Here is a 17,279-nt window from a genome sequence, read left to right as displayed (position 1 = left end):
CTGCGTCCGCGCCCTACCATAACCGCCAGCTAACTCCCGCCTCGAGTTGCGCTTTCCGCAATTCTGCTACTTGCTGCTGGTAAATCGGTGTAAGCAAATATTGCCCTTCGGCAAAAACACCGAGGCGGCCGGTCAGCTGATAATTGACATTCAGCCCGGCTCGTAAGGCCCAGCGATTAACACCAACGGGGGGCGAGCTGCCAGCATTCGGAGTGCCAACCGGGCTGGATACTAAGTCGAAACTATTGGAAAACAGCCCTCCGACGTCCAGATCGATGTATCGCCCGGTTCCACTCAGGTCAGCGAAAGTGTTGTCTTGAGAACTGATGGACGGCCCGCGGGCACTGAAGAGGTATTGCAGTCCACCATGTCCGGATAAGCGCAGGCGCGGTGCTGCCCGCCAGGCCATGCCGAAGCGTAGCTCTAAACTGGAAGTGCGAAGCTCGTTGAAATTATTAATGGCAAGATTAGAGAGTAGCTCTTCGGCTGCCCGGTTTTCATCAAATTCAACCTGCTGCCCGTTTTCGTTAGTCACCGGAGAAAGTCTACTGCCATCCAGACCCGTGATCTCTATGGCATCGAAGCGATAGCGCAGGGAAACCGGGAAACTGATCTTAGCCCGGCTGGGCAGTGTATAGCTGAGGCCCGCGAAGTAACCAGGTTTTGCAAAAGCAGCAGACAGGGTGCCGCCCGCCAACAGTTCAAAACGGCTTTTACTGCGCGGTGTAATGGGGGAAACCTCTGGCAAAACAAGCCCGGATGGTAGCGGCCTGATGTCTTCGCCTGGGAGCAGGGAGATAGCTTGTGGATAGGCGATATCCGATATGCGATTTGAGGTTTTTGATTGGGCTGCCGAAGATTGGAGATCTTCCTTGGAAGAGTCTGTTGCAGGAAAACGCGCTGCGTTTTCTTTAGTCCCTCTCCTCTGGAGAGGGGGTGGGGAGATGTTTCCTTCGTTCGGGGTGAGCTGCGCTGCTGTCTTTGGAGTTGGGGAGAGGGCTTGAGGATATGCGATATTCGATATGCGATTTGAGATATTTGATTGAGCTGCCGCAGGTTGGAGGTCTTCATTGGAAGCGTCCGTTGCGGGAAGACGCGTTGCGTTTTCTTTAGCGCCTTTCCTCCGGGTAGGGGTGAGCTGCGCTACTGCCTTCGCCGGTGAGGAGAGGTGGTTTCCTTCGCCCGGGGTGAGTTTCGCTGTTGCCTCCGTCACCGAAGTAACATTCTCAGAGGCAGCAATGGGAGCCTCCACTACGGAAGCTTCCCGTGATTGTACCGGCGTTGTTGCGGGAGTAGATGATTCATTCCCAAAGGGAGGCAGGAACCAGAAAGTGGCCGCAGCCAACAGCAGGAGGACGGTGCCCAGACCCAGCCACCACCAGAGTACCGGCCGGCGTTTTTGCGGCTCTCCGTCGAGCCGCTGCTGCATGTCCTTCCAGGCATCATCCCAAAAGGCAGCGTCGTCTTTCCATTCCCGGCTCTTGTTAGCCTGCATAGCGGTTGGATTTGAAGGGGTTGGTTTGCAATTTTTCGCGTAAAATTTGCCGCGCTTTGTTCAGGTGCCAGCGGCTGTTGCCCTCACTGAAGTTGAGACGACCGGCAATTTCGGCGTGGTTGTAGCCCTCAACGGCAAAAAGCCAGAAGACTTCTTTACTCGTTTCGGGTAGCAGATCAATCAGTTTACACAGATCTTCGGCGTAGAGAGAATGAGTGGCGGTATCGTCAGTTGGGCGGTCCCAGTCAACGATCTCCATGGTGGGTCTTTTCTTATGCTTGCGGAACTGGTCGATAGCGGCATTGAAAACGAGGCGTTTGACCCAGCCTTCGAGGCTGCCTTCCCAACGGAATTGATCCAGTTTGGAGAACACTTTCATCATGCCACCATTCAGGAGGGCCATGACTTCGTCCCGGTCACTGGCGTAGCGTCGGCAGATGGCCAGCCCCGCCGGCGCGAAGCGCCGGTAGAACACCTCCTGCGCCCGGCGGTCACCCGCCAGACAACGTTCCACCAATGTCCGTTCGTCCGTGATCAAGCTGCTGTTTTAAAACCGTATGCCACCACGAAGCACGAGGCGACGGTATTGGATATTGCGCTCAACGACGTCAAGCGTGAAGGTGGTAACGGTGAATCGACTATCCAGAAAACGGTAGCCCAAATCGAATACCAGGCTGCCCCAGCCATCTTTGGGTGGCGCAAACTCTACCCCGATGGACGGATGGTAAAGAACGGTTACTTTCCGGTCAGAGACTTCATCTTCCGTACTCAGGGAGCCGAAGGGATAAGTTGGCCCGGTCTCGAAACGGAAGAAAGGACGGAGCTTCTTCTTGCCGATGGGAACCTCCAGCTGAAGGGTGCCGGCACCAACGTTTTCTCCTCGGGTTTGGCTCATCAGGCTGACATCCAGCCCCAGGCCGACATTCAGAAAGGCTACCTGACGAATCAGGTGGTAGCCGAAACTACCGCCAATGGTTGTGCTGGGACCAAAGCGGCTACTGCTGTTACGGCCCAGACTGATGGCCCCGGTGAGTTGATGGCGGGTTTTGCGGGAAGGGATGAATGCCTTATCCAACTCCTCAAGGGAGGTGGCCTCCTGCTGATCGTTTGTTCTGCTGGGAATGGATAGCTCCTGGAGGCGGTCCTTGTCCAACCGGAAATTAACGCGCTTGATGTCTACCCAGTCGAATTCTTTCAGGTCTCCTACCTCATTGACAAAGACTACTTTATCTCCATATTTATACTCGAGGATAGTGCCTTCGTAGGAGCCTCCCCCCACAAAGTATACCACGTCAATGTATTCCTTTGCCAACTGCTGAGCGGAAAGGGAGAGGGTGAAAAGAAAGAGAAAAAAGAAAACAGACTGGCGCATGTGATTAGGCTTTGCCGGTAATTTAATAAAAACCCGTGGCCGGGAAGGAGGAGAAACAGGGAAGATGAATGTTAACGGGCTGACTTGTTCAGGGTCGGGCGTTCACTAAGGTATACCATTCTTCCCGCCACGGGGATATTAACCTTTTAATCACATACAGAAATTCGGCTCGTTTCGGTGAGCTTTCCGTTGTCATCGTAGTCGTATTGCTGGATTCCGTCCTGGAAATAGCCGAGTACGATGAGGTCGTTATCCTGAGGGAGGACGATGACATCGCGGGCGTTGATGCCCGTAACGTGGTCCAGCTGTTCTCCCAGTAATCCGTTGTCGTCCAGGTCAAAGACCTTTAAGCCTTCCCACTGGCTGCAGAGGAAGAGTTTTCCTTCGGCTACGCCGAGCCCATGGCTGGAACTCATGGGGGTGACCTGCAGGGAAGTAGGATTGCGGGGATCGCTGACGTCAATAATTTCCAGTTGGTCACCGACGGAGCCACAGTCCCGGCCACCCCAGAGGGTAACGTAGGCCAGGTCGCCACTGACGACTACGGGGTCGCAGCTCAGAACATGCTCGAAGGTGGAGAGTAGCTCTGGCTGGAGCGGATCGGCGATACTGAAGATGTGCATGCCCGTGGTGGAGCCAATGTAGAGTTCGTCTCCGGCGGGGAAGATGGTTTCAATACCCCAGCCAAGATTAATGTTTATTTTGTATTCGGGTTGGTTGGGGTCGGAGAGATCAAAAGCTTTCAGGCTGTTATCGTCAACGGCATAGAGCGTACTGTTGGCGATCGTGAAGCGGGCAAGGCTGCCGCCAGTGCCTACGGTTTCCGGCGTTCCGCCGGAAGGGGTGGACACCGCGCCGGAACGGTTGGAATCAAAACTCAGGGCATTTTCATTGGAGGCAAAGGCGATGCCACGGTCCCAGAAAACATCGCGACTGAAGTTCTCGGAACTACAATCAATGACCCGCCGCTCATTGGTCGGCTCCCAGTCTACGACAAATTCGTCATTGGGAAGCACCTGGGCGAAGACGCTGTAGGGCTCAAAAACATCTTCAGTGCGGCCTACCAGGGCTGGTTTTGTGGGGTCGCTGAGGTCAAAGGCCACCAGGTCGGTATACTGATTCATGTACAGAATGTCATTACGGACGGAGAGGCCCTGTCCGCCAGGAGCTTCCATAAAGGTGACGGGAACCGGATTGTTGGAGTCACTATTGTCAAAAATGTGGAGGCCCTGCGTGCCTTCCATCATAAAGAGGTACTGCTCGTAAACGTAGAAGCTGGTGCCTTCGCAAACGGGCTGCGGTACACCACAGAAGAAAGAAGAGGATCTCCAGCTGTCTGCCGTAACGGTTATCGGGGTAAAGCCCTGTACCAGGCGGTTCTCTTCGCAAGACTCTTCAAGGCAACTGCTGAGGCCAACAGCCATCAAAGCCAGCATCATAAGGGTGAAAATGTTTTTCATCGGGTTCATTTTATGTTGGAAGCGGCTTGGCTTCCTGGTTATGACTGCTAAGACGGTGGGGGAGGGAGGGGGCGTTGGTGGGGGGGCAAAGATTTTTTTAGGAAGCCCCAGCCCATCCCAGGCCTTTAGCCTCAGTGGGCGCGGACGCGGGTGCGGGGGAGGGGATGGAGAGCAGAGGGGGAAATAGAATCAGGGAACTCCTCATGTTCGGAAGCCTTGTCTGGGGTAATCGTCGCAGCCGCAAAGCGAAACCCAGACCTGTGCAAAAAAACTCTTTAAGCTGGCCCGCTAAAAAGTGTCACGCCTCCAACCTTAATAAACGGAATACCCTGGTACTAAAGCTTATTCTACTCCTTCCTCAAATACCTCAACTACTCCCAACATGGCTTCCAGCAATCGTTCGCCAACGGCAGCCCGGGATAAAATGCTGGGTTGTTCTTCCAACTCACTTATCAAATAGTCTTTCGAGGGAATCTGACCATCGTAGAGATACTCATCAATGACGCGACGAAGCACCTCTGCCGGGATGCCTTCGGCTACGCTAATACGGCTTAGGACTGCTTCTTTCTTTTTATCCCAGTATTCAGCAAAAGCTACTTCCATTTCCTGTTCGCTGGAGCCTGGAGGGGGAAGGTGCTGGTCGATGAACTCCTCGATTAATTCGCGCTTACTACGCAGTTGTACTTCACCAGTGAGTAGGGTGGTGATCTGACTTCGGCGGCGCTCCCTGTCTTCCGGGCGTGCCCGGTTGAGTTCGGCGAGGAGCCGGAGGATATAGCGGACGTTGATGCGGTCGCGGCGAATCAGTTCTACCTCAAAATCTACGTCGTTGAGAATCGATACCGGATTGGTTTGGGCGAGGCGGCGGACCTCTTCGTTGAGGTCGAGGTATTTGCCCCGGAAATCAGCGAATTCTTGTTCATCGATACCGAGATCGTCCCAAGAGAAGTCGGAGAAGCTTTGTAGTACATTGAGGAGGCGGATCAGGGCGCGGAAGGCGAGGATGAAGTTGTAGTCTTCCTCTTCGTCGGTGAGATCATCGACATTGGCGGGAGTAGGGGTTATGCTGCGAAGGGTTTCCAGGGCGTTGCGGAAATCTTCGGCGTAATCACCGTAAGGAGCCAGGAGGATAGTTTCGCGGGCGTCGGCGTCGGAGAAGAGCCCGATGGCCTCGTCGGTAGCAGGTTTGAGGTTGCGGAAGGAGACGATGTTGCCGTGGCTCTTGTCTTCTGTGAAAATCCGGTTCGTGCGGCTGTAGGCCTGAATTAGTCCGTGGTGCTTTAGGTTCTTATCAACGTAAAGAGTGTTGACGGCTTTAGCGTCGAAGCCGGTGAGGAACATGTTTACTACGAGTAGAATGTCGACGCGGTCGGCCTCCTTTGCTTTTTTGTATTCTCGCTCCTTGATACGCTTGGCTATGTCTTTCCGGTAGGTATCGAAAGATTTTCCGTCCTTGACGGAGTGGCTGGTCGCGAACTGCTGATTGTAGTGCTTGACGTACGTTTCGAGCTTGTCCCGGTGGCTCGCGGAGTGTTCCATGTCTTCGAGGTCCTCGTCGGGGGAATAACTGTAGCCATCGGCGTCTGGGTCGTCCGGGTTGGCTTGCCAGGTGAAGATAGTGGCGACGCGTAGTTTGTGCTCCCCGGCTTCGAAGCGGCGGCGAAGTTCATCGTAGTATTTGATGAGCAAAGAGACGGAAGCCACACAGAATATTGCGGTGTACTTTTTCTGGTGGGTCTTGACGTCGTGATAGGCGAGCATATAGTCGACGATCTTCCTTACCCGGTCTTCGTCTTCCATCAGCTCTCGGCGGTTGATACCCTCTACTTCAATGTCCACCTCGGCACCGTCTTTTTGGCGGTAACGACCGGCGTATTCGACGCTGAAACGGAGGACGTTATTGTCGCGAATGGCGTCGGTGATCAGGTAGGAATGGAGCCGACGATCAAAAAGATCGAGTGTCGTTCGCTTGCCGTGCTCGTTGCGGGTCGCGTTCTTGGCCAGGATGGGCGTGCCGGTGAACCCGAAGAGTTGCGCATTGGTGAAGTGTTCGGTAATGCGTTTATGAGTTTTGCCAAACTGACTGCGGTGGCACTCGTCAAAAATAAAGACAATCTTGGAGTCCTTTAACGCATTGATCGTTCGCAGGTGTCGGGGCCGGAGGATTGCGTTGTTCAATTTTTGGATGGTGGTGACCAGGAAGTTCTTGTTGGGGTCGTTGAGGTGTTTTACCAGCTCGCGGGTATTGTCGGTACCATCAACGCTGCCTTTCTCGAAGTGGTCGAATTCCTTGGTGGTCTGGTAATCGAGGTCGTTGCGGTCAACTACGAAGACAACTTTATCTACTTCCTCCAGTTCCAGAACGAGTTGGGCTGCCTTGAAGCTGGTCAGGGTTTTTCCGCTACCGGTGGTGTGCCAGATGTAGCCATTATCATTGGATTCCCGGACACGACGCTGAATGGCTTCTGCTGCGTAGTACTGATAAGGCCGTAGTACCATCAGAATCCGCTCTGTTTGGTGAAGAACGGTGTACTTAGCGATCATTTTTGAGACGTGACACTTCTCCAGGAATGCGTCAGCGAAATCAGCCAGAACGTTGATCTTTTTATTGTCCGGTGTAGCCCAGGTAAAGGTTTGTGCGTAGGTCTGCGTTCGGTTATTGGCGTAGTATTTTGTGTTGTTTCCGTTAGAGATAACGAAGAGTTGGACATACTGGAACAGCCCATCGGCTGCACGTGGGAAAGTGTCTTTGTGGTAGCGGTTGATCTGCTTGAAAGCATGAGACAGTTCGACGCCGCGGCGTTTCAGCTCGATCTGGACGAGCGGAAGTCCGTTGATGAGTAGCGTGACATCGTAGCGGTTATGTCTTTTGCCAGTGATGGCAATCTGATTGGCAACCTGGTACTGGTTCTGGCACCACTCCTCGGTATTCATTAGCCGGAGATAGCGGACCTCACCAGCGTCATCGAGATACTGGACTTTATCGCGCAAGGCGGTGGCGCGGTCGAAAACGTTGCCGGTTTTAAGTGCAGTCCGGATGCGGTCAAACTCGGTATCGGTGAAGGTACACTCGTTGTGCTTTCCGAGTTGCAGGCGCAAGTTGGCGAACAGGGCCACCTCGTCAGGGATGCGGACACGTTCATAACCCAGCCCGGTGAGTTGGGCGATGAGCTGGTTTTCTAGTTGCTGTTCAGATTGGGGCATGGGGCGGGGGAAATATAGTAGGGTAGTGGTGAAAATCGTTTGTGTAAAATGAGTTCTGGGAAAGTAAAAAAATACTTTCGAAAAGTACTTATTGCAGGAATTGGGTGTGAATGAAATAAAGAAATACTCTTATTCCATGAAGTTTTGAATGGCCCGCGCCAGGCGATAAACCTGGGTCACGTTACGTGGAGGAAGAAGTAAGTCGGTGCGGCTATCAAGTGCAATAGCCCGTTCAATGGCTTTCGGTAAGTTATTCAGTGCATCATCCACCTGATAGCCATTGTTTGCCTGACACACTTCCTTTAACGCTGCTTTCATGTTTTGACTCCCTCCTGAGAAATTTTCGGGAAGGTCTTCATAGTGCAAATAAAGCCACAGTTCGAAGCAGGGGTTGCTAATCGTCAACCCCCAGCCTTTATCATCACAAGCCCGGCGAACCTCCATAAGCTGTTTGTCTCCCCACCGGTCGGTGTCCAGAACGATCCATAATTGGTCGTCAGGTTCTAACTGCCCTTTGGTCACAAATTCCACCGCCCGGCGTAGCGCGTGGACGGGAGCCGAGCTGGTGCGATCCGTAGGTGGTAATACCTTAACCATAACCCTACGTTGCTGCGCTGCTAACCGGGTAAAATAATCCACCTCGGTAACGGCGCCTTCCGTTACGATGACGAAGGTTCTGCGGTCCCGAAACGCGCCACCTGTTCGCTTATATCCTCGTCGCTTACTCATTTACGGCGGCTCTTTGTTCTAACGTAAAATAGTGGCCAAGCCGAGGGGTGCCGCCAAAACGACCGAAGAGGTAGTTTTTCTGGAGGTCGGTATCGTTCCGTGATTTAAAATCACTTAAGGGGTAGGCCTCACTATTGCCTTTGGCCGTCTTGTTCATCAGGTGGATTTCATCGCGGCGAAAAACCTCCTGACTAAGCAAATTATCCTCGTGGGTAGTAAAAATGAGTTGCCCCCGCGTCTCGTTATTCATGAAGATTCTGATCAGGTGATCGAGAAGACTGGGGTGTAACGATCTGCCTATTTCGTCGATAACAATTGCTGCGGGAGCACTTTTTAGCGTTCTCCAAACCGGAAGAAAGTCCAGTACGCGCCGGGTACCGTCGGACTCTTCCCGGATAGAAAATTTGATGAGGGTACCGTCCTCCGCTTCGTGGAACAGTACCGCCCGGTACACCACCACCTCTTCCTCCTCCAGCCGTAAGAGAAGTTCCTCGCCGTGAACATTCATTTTTATGTAGTCATGCCCCTGGTGTAAAGCTGCGAGTGCTTCCTGCTTCTTTTGCTCGTCGTCTAAACCAAAAAATGTTTCGTACGGCATTCGGTCCAGGGCCATATCCGTCACGCCGGTATCCATCGTTTTGAGGAGGTTGAGCCCAAAAGCCCGGAAGCCCTCGTCTTTATACAGCACCTCCGCGATGTTGATGAAGTTATCGTGCGGTTGTATGACGATAAAGTGATTACGCAGCCAGTTCACGGCTTGCTGCATCTCGGGGAAGGCATTGTTGCGGGCAAGGACACGGAGCAAAGAGGCGGTCGGAGTAAGAAACTCCTCCAGGAAAAAATTGATGCGGGCCTTGTCCTCCTCGCTTTGTTGGTAACGCGGGTGAATATCTACCTTATGTTCCCCGTCTACAACCAAAAGGCTAAAAAGTACTTCCCGTTCATCTTTTCCGGGATGCAGAATAGATAATTTTTCGACGACTACCCGAGAACGGGTTGCGTGTACCTCATAGCCATAGTAAGTGCCTTCATGCAAAAACTCGATCTCAAAGTGGGAAGGCTGTTTGAGCCGGTCAGCGTCGAGCCGGAAAGGACCGGCAAGGCCATGCCCCTGGTGCAGATCGCCCAGGACCGCAAAATCCCGCAGGAAGGCCATAGCCTTAACCAGATTCGATTTGCCGGAACCATTCGCTCCGTAAATGGCGGCGGTCTTTAGCAGGTCAACCTCAGGGGTACGATAGATGTGGTCCTTTTTTTCCCGCAAGCGTGTATACGGGAAAAGCGTGAAGTCTAGTTCATCCGAAAAGGAAAGGAAGTTTTCAACGACGAAGCGTAGTAGCATGTTCGGGTAGTTGTCACGTTGATAACGCAAAATGCACCCTAAAGTTACTCGTTTTGGCGATCAAGCAAAGATAAACGTGATGAAATCACATTTTTCAGCAGCTTGCGATCAAGCACTACCACCTAACGACCCTCACCACCCCATCCAAAACCCAACGCAGCACCCCCCGGCTTCCAGGCATGAGTTCAACCCCCTTTGCCAGGTGCGGACCAACCCGGTAGTACCACCTTATAAACATCCGCCCGGCCACCGACCGCCGCAGCGCCCCGTCCCGCCAGCGGCGCAGCGCGTCGACCTGGGGGTGGTCGGGGTTTTGGTAGACGGCGGTAGCTACGAAACAATCTTTTGAGGGCGGAGGCTTAAACTTCCCGATGTTTTCCGTTCCGTCCCTTATGATTTTGACAATTTTAGCGGCGTCTTCTTCCGTTGGGGTGTTGGGCGCGTTCTCCGCTTCGGCGGTTTTTCTGAGTTCTTTGAGGACAACGTCGATCATTTTTTGCTCCTCTTCGGTACGCGAAGGTTGATCGGGTTGCGTCTTTTGCTGGGCTTCTTCCGGGTTTTTCTTTTGCTGGGCTTGCTTAGCCTGACGTTCGTGATATTCTTCTAGCTGCCGTTGGTTGAAGTACGCCATCAGCTCCTCGACGTAACCGAAAAAAGTACGGATGTCTTCAAACTTCGGGTCGATGGGCGTGTGCGTATAGTTACTCTTGCCGGGGAAGGAAGACAGCAGGAACAAAATGGTTTCCATTTTACCCAATTGTTCCAGCAAAGGAGCCATGCCCGGGCTTTCATACATTTGCCGGATGGCACCGTAGCTGTGGTGCAACTCGTGGCCGGTTTCCGTCAACTCCGATACTTTATCGGTTTTGATACCGATGAAAGACATCGCGTAGTCGTGCGGCGCGCCCGCCATCTCCGTAAAATAGAACAGGTAGGCCGCCAGGTGCGGTACGTAGAGGTTCAGGTCCTCCCCAAGTCGTAGGCGCTCCAGTGGGGAGTCGATCGGTGTGCCGCTCGTCTTGAACAGCACGTACTCTTTACCATAGTCGAAGAGCGGCCGCACCCGCTCCATATAGTCTTTACCTTCTTCGGATATCATACCAGCATTTTTTGTAACAACCCCCGCTTCCATTCCTCCCATCCCGCTACCTCTTTTTGAGCGGCCGTGATGCGGGCGTCGATGGTGGTGAGAATACGGGCGATGCGGGTTTGTTCGGAAAGGGGAGGGAAGGGGATTTTGAGCGTTTTTATATCGCTTATGTAGATATGTTTGACGGTAGTTCCCGTTACGAGTTTTACAATACTTTGCTTATCATAGTTTAAATACATACTCAGGTATGTCCCGTCTATACCATCATTAGGAGTCAGGATGTTGATGTCCCCTCCCGCGTACACATCACTTTGCTTGATGTAAGTAGCTGTAGCTAATCCAACGGGAGTTACATCCGATGTTGGCATAACTACCGATCCTTCTGGAATCAACTTTCCTCCTTTGCTATTTGTCGAACTAATTATAACGTTTGCTACGGCTTGATACTTGCTAAATAGTTCACCGTAGTGAATACATGGATAATCTCCGTCAACGACTAAGTCCGCTTTTGATAAAGTGCCTCCTCTAGAAAATTTGCATACACCACTGAGAGAAACGTACGCTGATGAATCTATGTTAGAGAAAACGGATTTAGCAACCCCGCGCTTCCACTCCTCCAACACCTCCACCCGCCGCCGCGCGGCCGCCAGCCGCCGGTCTACGAGGGAGAGGAAGGTGGCGATCTTTTGTTGCTCGGGGAGGGTGGGGAGGTTGAGTTTGAGTTCTTGCAGTTGGCTCTTGTAAAGGTGAACAACTGATGTGCCTTGAGCCAGTTTAGCTATACTCGATTTGGCCGCGTTGTTCAAATAATAAGCTAAAAAAGGCCCCTCTTGACTATGGCGAATTATATTAATGTCACCAGAGAGTCCAATTCCTGACTTTATTATACATGCAGCAGCAGCAATATCATGCCTGTCTTCACCTGAGGCGGGGATAATTACATCATTCTCTTTACTCAACTCTAATTCTGTTGGGTTGATATTTGTGAAAGAATAGACCTCATTAATCACCTCATTGTATCTCGTATACAATTCAGCGTATCGAATACAAGGAGTTGATCCATCGTCCGATACATCCTTCTTACTTAACCCTTTGCCTTTTGAGAAGGCAAATATTGATCTAGCATTTTTTTGCTCCCATTCCCCCTCAAACTCCTCGAACCGTAACTCCGGTACCAACTGATCTTTCATCTTACTTTGCTTTTTAAAAAACGTGCTTTGCATCCTGCGGCCGCGCCGTCTGAATAGTACTGTAGTTGTGTAGGCGGTAGTAGTGTAGTCGTTGCCGCACGTTGAAGGATTTAATTTGATATGGCTTTACCTGCTTGCGTTTTGCGGGGCGCGGCCGCAGGTGCAGGGTAAGTAGCCCGCTCCCGACGCATCCGCTGAACTTTTGGCCGACTGCGTCAGGCCAAAAGATACAGCGGATGAGCGGGAGCTAGAAGGGCGTATCAATGCCGAGTTCTTTGCAGAAGCCGGCAATCTCTTGATCGATGCCGCTGATCTCGGTTTGCAGTTCGCGGAGTTCCTTGCTGACGGCGGCCAGGTCGACGGGCTCTTCTTCTTCAAAGGTGTCGACGTAGCGGGGGATGTTGAGGTTGTAGTCGTTTTCGGCGATCTCTTCCAGGCTGGCCAGGTAGCTGTACTTGTCTTGTTCTACGCGTTCGCGGTAGGTATCGACGATGACCCGAACGTGCTCGTCGGAAAGCTCGTTCTGGTTCTTCTCTTTTTCAAACTCGCGGCTGGCGTCGATGAAGAGGACGTTTTCGGGATGCTCGCGACAGCGCTTGAAGACGAGGATACAGGTGGGGATGCTGGTGCCGTAGAAGATGTTGGCGGGCAGGCCGATGACGGCGTCGAGGAAATTGCGGTCTTCGATGAGGAAGCGGCGGATGAGGGCCTCGGCACCGCCCCGAAACAGTACACCGTGGGGAGCGACGACGGCCATTTGTCCGTTGTCGTCGAGGTGATGCACCATGTGCTGGATGAAGGCGAAGTCGGCCTTACTCTGGGGGGCGAGTTTGGAGACCTTGCTGAAGCGCTCGTCATCTTGCAGGATCGGGGTGTGCTTCCATTTAGCGCTGAAGGGCGGGTTGGCTACGATGGCTTCGAAGCGTTCGCCGGGGTGCTGGGGTTCGGTGAGGGTGTTTTCGTTGCGGATGTCGAAATTGCGGTAATTGACATCGTGGAGAATCATGTTCATCCGCGCCAGGTTGTAGGTGGTGGGGTTCATTTCCTGGCCGAAGATCATGCCGAACTTCTTCACCTCCTTGGTGACGCGGAGGAGGAGGGAGCCGGAGCCACAGGTGGGGTCGTAGACGGATTTGATGCGGTCCTTACCCGTGGTGACGAGTTTGGCGAGGATCTTGGAGACTTGCTGGGGTGTGTAGAACTCGCCGGCCGTTTTGCCCGCTCCGCTGGCGAATTTACCGATGAGGTATTCGTAGGCGTCGCCGAGGATGTCGGACTCGGTATCGTCGAGCTGGAAGTCGATTTTATCCAGGGCGCGGAAGATATCGACCAGGGCGCCGTTGCGGTCGTTGTAGGTTTTGCCGAGTTTGGAGGCGTCGAGGTTGATGGACTCGAAGAGGTGGTCAAAATCGTCTTCGGACTCGTGGCCCATGGTGGACTGCTCGATATCGCGGAGGATACGCTTGACGTCTTCGAGGATGTCTCCGCCTTTGGCGGCGAGGGTTCCGAAGAGGTCGGCCGGGGGGAGGAAGAAACCAAGCTTATCTACCGAAGCGGTACGGACGGCTTCGAGCACGGCGTCGGCCTGAGGATGATCAGGTACCTCTTTGTAGGAGAGCTTATCGGCCTTCAGGATTTTATTGGCGTAGGTACGCTGTTTTTCGGAGAGGTACTTGAAGAAGATGAACCCTAAAATGTAGTCGCGGAACTCATCGGCGTTCATACGGCCGCGGAGGGTGTTGGCGATGTTCCAGAGTTGGGTTTCGAGTTGTTTGCGGTGGTGTTCGGACATGGATGTAAAGGTAGAAAGCCTTAGGAGAACTAACTTTCAAAATGCATGAAAAATTATTTTAAGTTGGAAAAACTGAAAGTTGGTACATTTAATTTGCTGGCGCTCTCCACGCCTCACACCCTATCTTTAACCCGTGAAAAAACCTGAAAAACTCATCAACTCCATTGAAAGCCTGGTCGCCACCGTCGGCAAAGCCGCCGGCCTGCTTAACCTGCTGCTCATTGCCCTGATTGTCATTGACGTTAGCCTGCGGACGCTCTTCTCCCTGACGGGAACATGGGTCGTTGAGCTGGAGTGGCATTTGTTTGCCATCATTTTTCTGCTGGGCATTCCGTATGCTTTGCAGCAGGACAAGCACGTCCGCGTAGACCTGTTTTATGAGCGATTCAGCCACTACGACAAACGGGCGGTAAACCTGGCCGGGACGATCTTCTTCCTCCTGCCCTGGGCGATTGTGTTGCTCTACACCGGCGGCCATTATGCCGCCGAGGCCTGGGCGAGTGGGGAGGGGAGTCCTAACCCTAACGGGATTCCGTATTTCTTCCCGATAAAATCGATGATTCCGCTCATGGCGGGCCTGTTGATACTGCAAGCCATCGCCACGGGCTTAACCGTCTATTTTGAACCCGATCCCGAAGAGTGGAAACTGCGGGAAGACGAAGCTGAATAAACTGACATGAGCCTCGCCATTCTAGCCCTGATTCTTTTTGTCAGCATTTTTCTGCTGGTACTCTACGGTTACCCGGTAGCCTTCACGCTGGGTGGTTTATCACTACTCTACGCCTTTTGCTTCCTGGAGCCGGCCGTCCTTACTCTTCTTCCCAACCGGGTGATGGGGGTTATGGAAAACGGCGTGCTACTGGCCGTTCCTCTGTTCATATTTATGGGGATCATGCTGGAGAAAAGCGGGCTGGCCGAGCGAATGCTTCGAACGATGGCGGAGCTCTTTGGCCGTATCCGTGGCGGTATGGCGGTCTCCGTAATTGTTGTCGGGGCCCTGCTGGCCGCATCGACCGGGATCGTTGGGGCAACCGTGATTACGATGGGCTTAATCTCCTTGCCTCCGATGCTAAAGCGTGGCTACCCGCCAACGGTGTCCACCGGGGTAATTGCCGCCTCCGGTACACTGGGGCAAATCATTCCGCCCTCCGTTGTATTGGTGCTGCTGGGCTCGGTGCTGGGGGTGTCCGTCGGTAAGTTGTTTAAGGCTGCCCTGATTCCAAGCTTACTGCTGGTCGGGGCTTACGTCCTCTACGTGCTCATTCTTGGCCTGCTGCGGCCAAAGCTATTTCCCGCCGGTAGCAAAGACAACCAGCCCTGGAATGGCGCTTTTTTCAAGCGCCTGCTCCAGAGCCTTTTCCTGCCTTTGCTGTTGATTGTAGCCGTATTGGGCTCTATTCTGGCGGGTTGGGCCTCGCCGACGGAGGCGGCGGCCATCGGCGCCGGCGGCGCGGCGCTGTTAACCCTCTCCCAGGGGCAACTCAGCTGGCAGACCGTTAAGGAGGTTTGCCAGTCAACGACCCACCTGACCTCGATGGTCTTTATGATCCTGCTGGGAGCAACCACTTTCTCGCTGGTGTTCCGCGAGTTGGGCGGAGATTCCTTTCTGGTCAGCCTCATCGAGCAAAACAACCTGGCCGAATATCAGTTTCTGGCCCTGGTGATGGTGGTGGTCTTTATTGCAGGCTTCTTCATTGATTTTATTGAGATCGTCTTTATCATCGTTCCCGTAGTAACGCCCATTTTTGTGGGCTACGGGACGGATTTGATCTGGCTGGGGATTCTGTTGGGCATTAATCTGCAAACGAGTTTTCTCTCGCCACCCTTCGGTTTCGCGCTGTTTTACCTGAAAGGGGTTGCCCCTCCGGAGGTGAAAACCGTTCATCTCTACAAGGGCATTATGCCCTTTCTCCTCATCCAGGTGCTGCTGCTGGTGCTGGTGTTATTCTTCCCCGAGTGGCTCGGGGTTCGCTAGCTTGTGAGTTTGCTGACGTAAGGCCTTGAAGGCTCGTCCTAAATGGTTCACTACATCCTCCGCCAGCAGAAACTCCTGCCCCAGGCGCTCAGCGGCGATGTCTCCGGCCAGACCGTGAAGGTAGACGCCGAGGCGAGCGGCGTCCGCCGGGGCGTAGCCCTGGGCCAGGAGGCCGGTCAGGACGCCCGTCAGGGCGTCTCCCGTGCCCGCGGTACCCATGCCGGGGTTTCCGGTTGGGTTGAAAAACAAAGAACCATCCGGGAGGGCAATGCTGGTGTAGCCGGTCTTGAGCAGAACAATCAGCCCTTTGCTTTTGGCAACCTCCCTTTGCACCTGCCACCGGGCCCAATCGTCTTTTGCCTCTCCGAACAGCCGCGCAAACTCCTTCGGGTGAGGAGTAATGATACTATTGTCGGGCAGTAGCTCCAGTAGTCCGGGCTCTTTGCTGATGAGGTTAAGCGCATCGGCATCCACCACCATTGGCCGGTCATAATGATGGATCAAGTCGCGCATCGCTCTGGCCGTTAAAGGGTCCTGACCAATGCCCGGCCCGATACCGATTGTCCGGTAGGAATCCGTATTCCCTACCTCCGTGGTGTGATAGCGGTGAGCGTCCACTTCGCACATGGCCTCCGGGAAACTGATTTGCATGATGTCATATCCGTTTCGGGGTATGTGGCAGGTGAGTAAACCCGCTCCTGCGCGGAGTACCGCCCGCCCGGCAATAACGGCAGCGCCCATTTTACCGAAAGCACCGGCGACCAGCAGGGCGTGGCCAAAGGTGCCTTTGTGATCGTTGGAATGACGGAGCTTCAGCAGCTTTTTCATCTCCGCCGCCGTGTTGAGAAAGTTTTGTTGGGCGTATTGCCCAAAATCTTTTACCAGTTCAGGCGACGACAGCGAAAAAGGTGCGTAGAGGAACTCACCGCAGTTAGCAGCATTCGAAGGGGCGAAAAGGGCAAGGTTGGGGTAGCCAAGGCTAATGGTCAGGTCCGCCCGCAGAATAATTCCATCGGAGGCTTTGTCCGTATACATACCACTGGGAACATCAACGGCTACCCGGTACACCTGCTGTTGGTTAAGGTGGTCAAAGAGTTCAGCCCAGTAACCGGTAACGGGACGGTTGAGCCCCGTGCCGAATATGGCGTCAATCAGAATAACGTTGTCATGCGGGACCGGGAGTTCCTGCCCTTCCCAAAGCTCGTCCCGTTTTACGGATAAATTCCATAGCCGGTCCCAGTTCACGGAGTTATCCGGACTGCGCTGGCCGATCATCAACTGAATGACACGAACATTATAGCTCAGGTTATGCAGCAATCGGGCAATTACCAGGCCATCTCCTCCATTGTTTCCCGTACCGGCAAAAATGAGAACGGGGCGGTCCCGGTTGGGGAAACGTCGGTTGAATACTTCGACGAAAGCCTGGCTGGCGCGTTCCATCAGGTCCTGACTGCGGATTTTTTGGGAGATGACGGTCATTTCGTCAAGGGCTCTTCCCTGCTCAGCAGATAGAATTCTCATGGGGTGATGCTATTTATAAAGGCTTAAAATCGCGTCCCGGATCCGTAGGCAGGGGTAAGTTGCTTAGCGAAGTGACTACCAGTCTGATCCGTTTTCGGTTGTGGTAAGG

At 53.4% G+C, this 17,279-nt stretch carries 13 protein-coding genes; 2 read left to right on the top strand and 11 right to left on the bottom strand.

Annotated elements, in window-relative coordinates; genetic code table 11:
• Window positions 1-13: 13 nt before the first annotated feature.
• The 10 genes from BM123_RS02095 to BM123_RS02045 all read right to left on the bottom strand — a co-directional run bounded on the left by BM123_RS02095 (window position 14) and on the right by BM123_RS02045 (window position 13,674).
• Window positions 14-1,495 carry a hypothetical protein gene (locus tag BM123_RS02095; protein ID WP_090165137.1) on the bottom strand — a complete coding sequence of 494 codons (1,482 nt, stop codon included), beginning with the start codon at window positions 1,493-1,495 and terminating at the stop codon, window positions 14-16.
• A complete protein-coding gene (locus tag BM123_RS02090) occupies window positions 1,485-2,033 on the bottom strand; it encodes an RNA polymerase sigma factor (protein ID WP_090165136.1) in 549 nt (182 codons plus the stop codon). Before BM123_RS02090 ends, BM123_RS02095 begins: the two co-directional genes overlap by 11 nt.
• Window positions 2,034-2,042: 9 nt before the next feature.
• The gene (locus tag BM123_RS02085; protein WP_090165135.1) at window positions 2,043-2,867 is read right to left on the bottom strand and encodes a hypothetical protein; all 825 of its coding nucleotides are present in this window, start codon (window positions 2,865-2,867) and stop codon (window positions 2,043-2,045) included.
• A 146-nt stretch (window positions 2,868-3,013) separates the two neighbouring features.
• On the bottom strand, window positions 3,014-4,327 hold the full coding sequence (locus BM123_RS02080) for an LVIVD repeat-containing protein (RefSeq protein ID WP_090165134.1): 1,314 nt from the start codon (window positions 4,325-4,327) through the stop codon (window positions 3,014-3,016).
• Window positions 4,328-4,669: 342 nt separating this feature from the next.
• Window positions 4,670-7,531 carry a type I restriction endonuclease subunit R gene (locus BM123_RS02070; protein ID WP_090165132.1) on the bottom strand — a complete coding sequence of 954 codons (2,862 nt, stop codon included), beginning with the start codon at window positions 7,529-7,531 and terminating at the stop codon, window positions 4,670-4,672.
• A 129-nt stretch (window positions 7,532-7,660) separates the two neighbouring features.
• Window positions 7,661-8,260, bottom strand: coding sequence for an RloB family protein (locus BM123_RS02065; protein WP_090165131.1), 600 nt, complete (start codon window positions 8,258-8,260; stop codon window positions 7,661-7,663).
• Window positions 8,253-9,632 carry an AAA family ATPase gene (locus tag BM123_RS02060; protein ID WP_139211719.1) on the bottom strand — a complete coding sequence of 460 codons (1,380 nt, stop codon included), beginning with the start codon at window positions 9,630-9,632 and terminating at the stop codon, window positions 8,253-8,255. The genes BM123_RS02065 and BM123_RS02060 overlap by 8 nt, the downstream gene beginning before the upstream one ends.
• 85 nt (window positions 9,633-9,717) lie before the next feature.
• The gene (locus tag BM123_RS02055; RefSeq protein WP_090165129.1) at window positions 9,718-10,701 is read right to left on the bottom strand and encodes a CFI-box-CTERM domain-containing protein; all 984 of its coding nucleotides are present in this window, start codon (window positions 10,699-10,701) and stop codon (window positions 9,718-9,720) included.
• Window positions 10,698-11,882 carry a restriction endonuclease subunit S gene (locus BM123_RS02050; protein ID WP_175489221.1) on the bottom strand — a complete coding sequence of 395 codons (1,185 nt, stop codon included), beginning with the start codon at window positions 11,880-11,882 and terminating at the stop codon, window positions 10,698-10,700. The genes BM123_RS02055 and BM123_RS02050 overlap by 4 nt, the downstream gene beginning before the upstream one ends.
• A gap of 247 nt (window positions 11,883-12,129) precedes the next feature.
• Window positions 12,130-13,674 (bottom strand): type I restriction-modification system subunit M, encoded by a 1,545-nt coding sequence (locus BM123_RS02045; protein ID WP_090165127.1) that lies wholly within the window; start codon window positions 13,672-13,674, stop codon window positions 12,130-12,132.
• 133 nt (window positions 13,675-13,807) lie between these two features.
• Between BM123_RS02045 and BM123_RS02040 the strand changes: the two genes are divergently transcribed.
• Complete coding sequence (locus BM123_RS02040; protein WP_245748386.1) at window positions 13,808-14,344, top strand: TRAP transporter small permease subunit; 537 nt, start codon at window positions 13,808-13,810, stop codon at window positions 14,342-14,344.
• Window positions 14,345-14,350: 6 nt separating this feature from the next.
• Window positions 14,351-15,649 (top strand): TRAP transporter large permease, encoded by a 1,299-nt coding sequence (locus BM123_RS02035; protein WP_090165126.1) that lies wholly within the window; start codon window positions 14,351-14,353, stop codon window positions 15,647-15,649.
• Here the strand turns inward: BM123_RS02035 and BM123_RS02030 are convergent.
• Entirely contained in the window at window positions 15,617-17,170 is a 1,554-nt protein-coding gene (locus BM123_RS02030) for an NAD(P)H-hydrate dehydratase (RefSeq protein WP_090165125.1), read from the bottom strand. The two genes, BM123_RS02035 and BM123_RS02030, sit on opposite strands and share 33 nt — an antisense overlap.
• Window positions 17,171-17,279 lie beyond the last annotated feature (109 nt).

Source organism: Neolewinella agarilytica (assembly GCF_900110645.1).
In the GTDB taxonomy this organism is placed as follows: domain Bacteria; phylum Bacteroidota; class Bacteroidia; order Chitinophagales; family Saprospiraceae; genus Neolewinella; species Neolewinella agarilytica.
The sequence above is the reverse complement of the archived record's forward strand: the minus strand, read 5'-3'. Positions and strand labels throughout refer to the sequence as shown.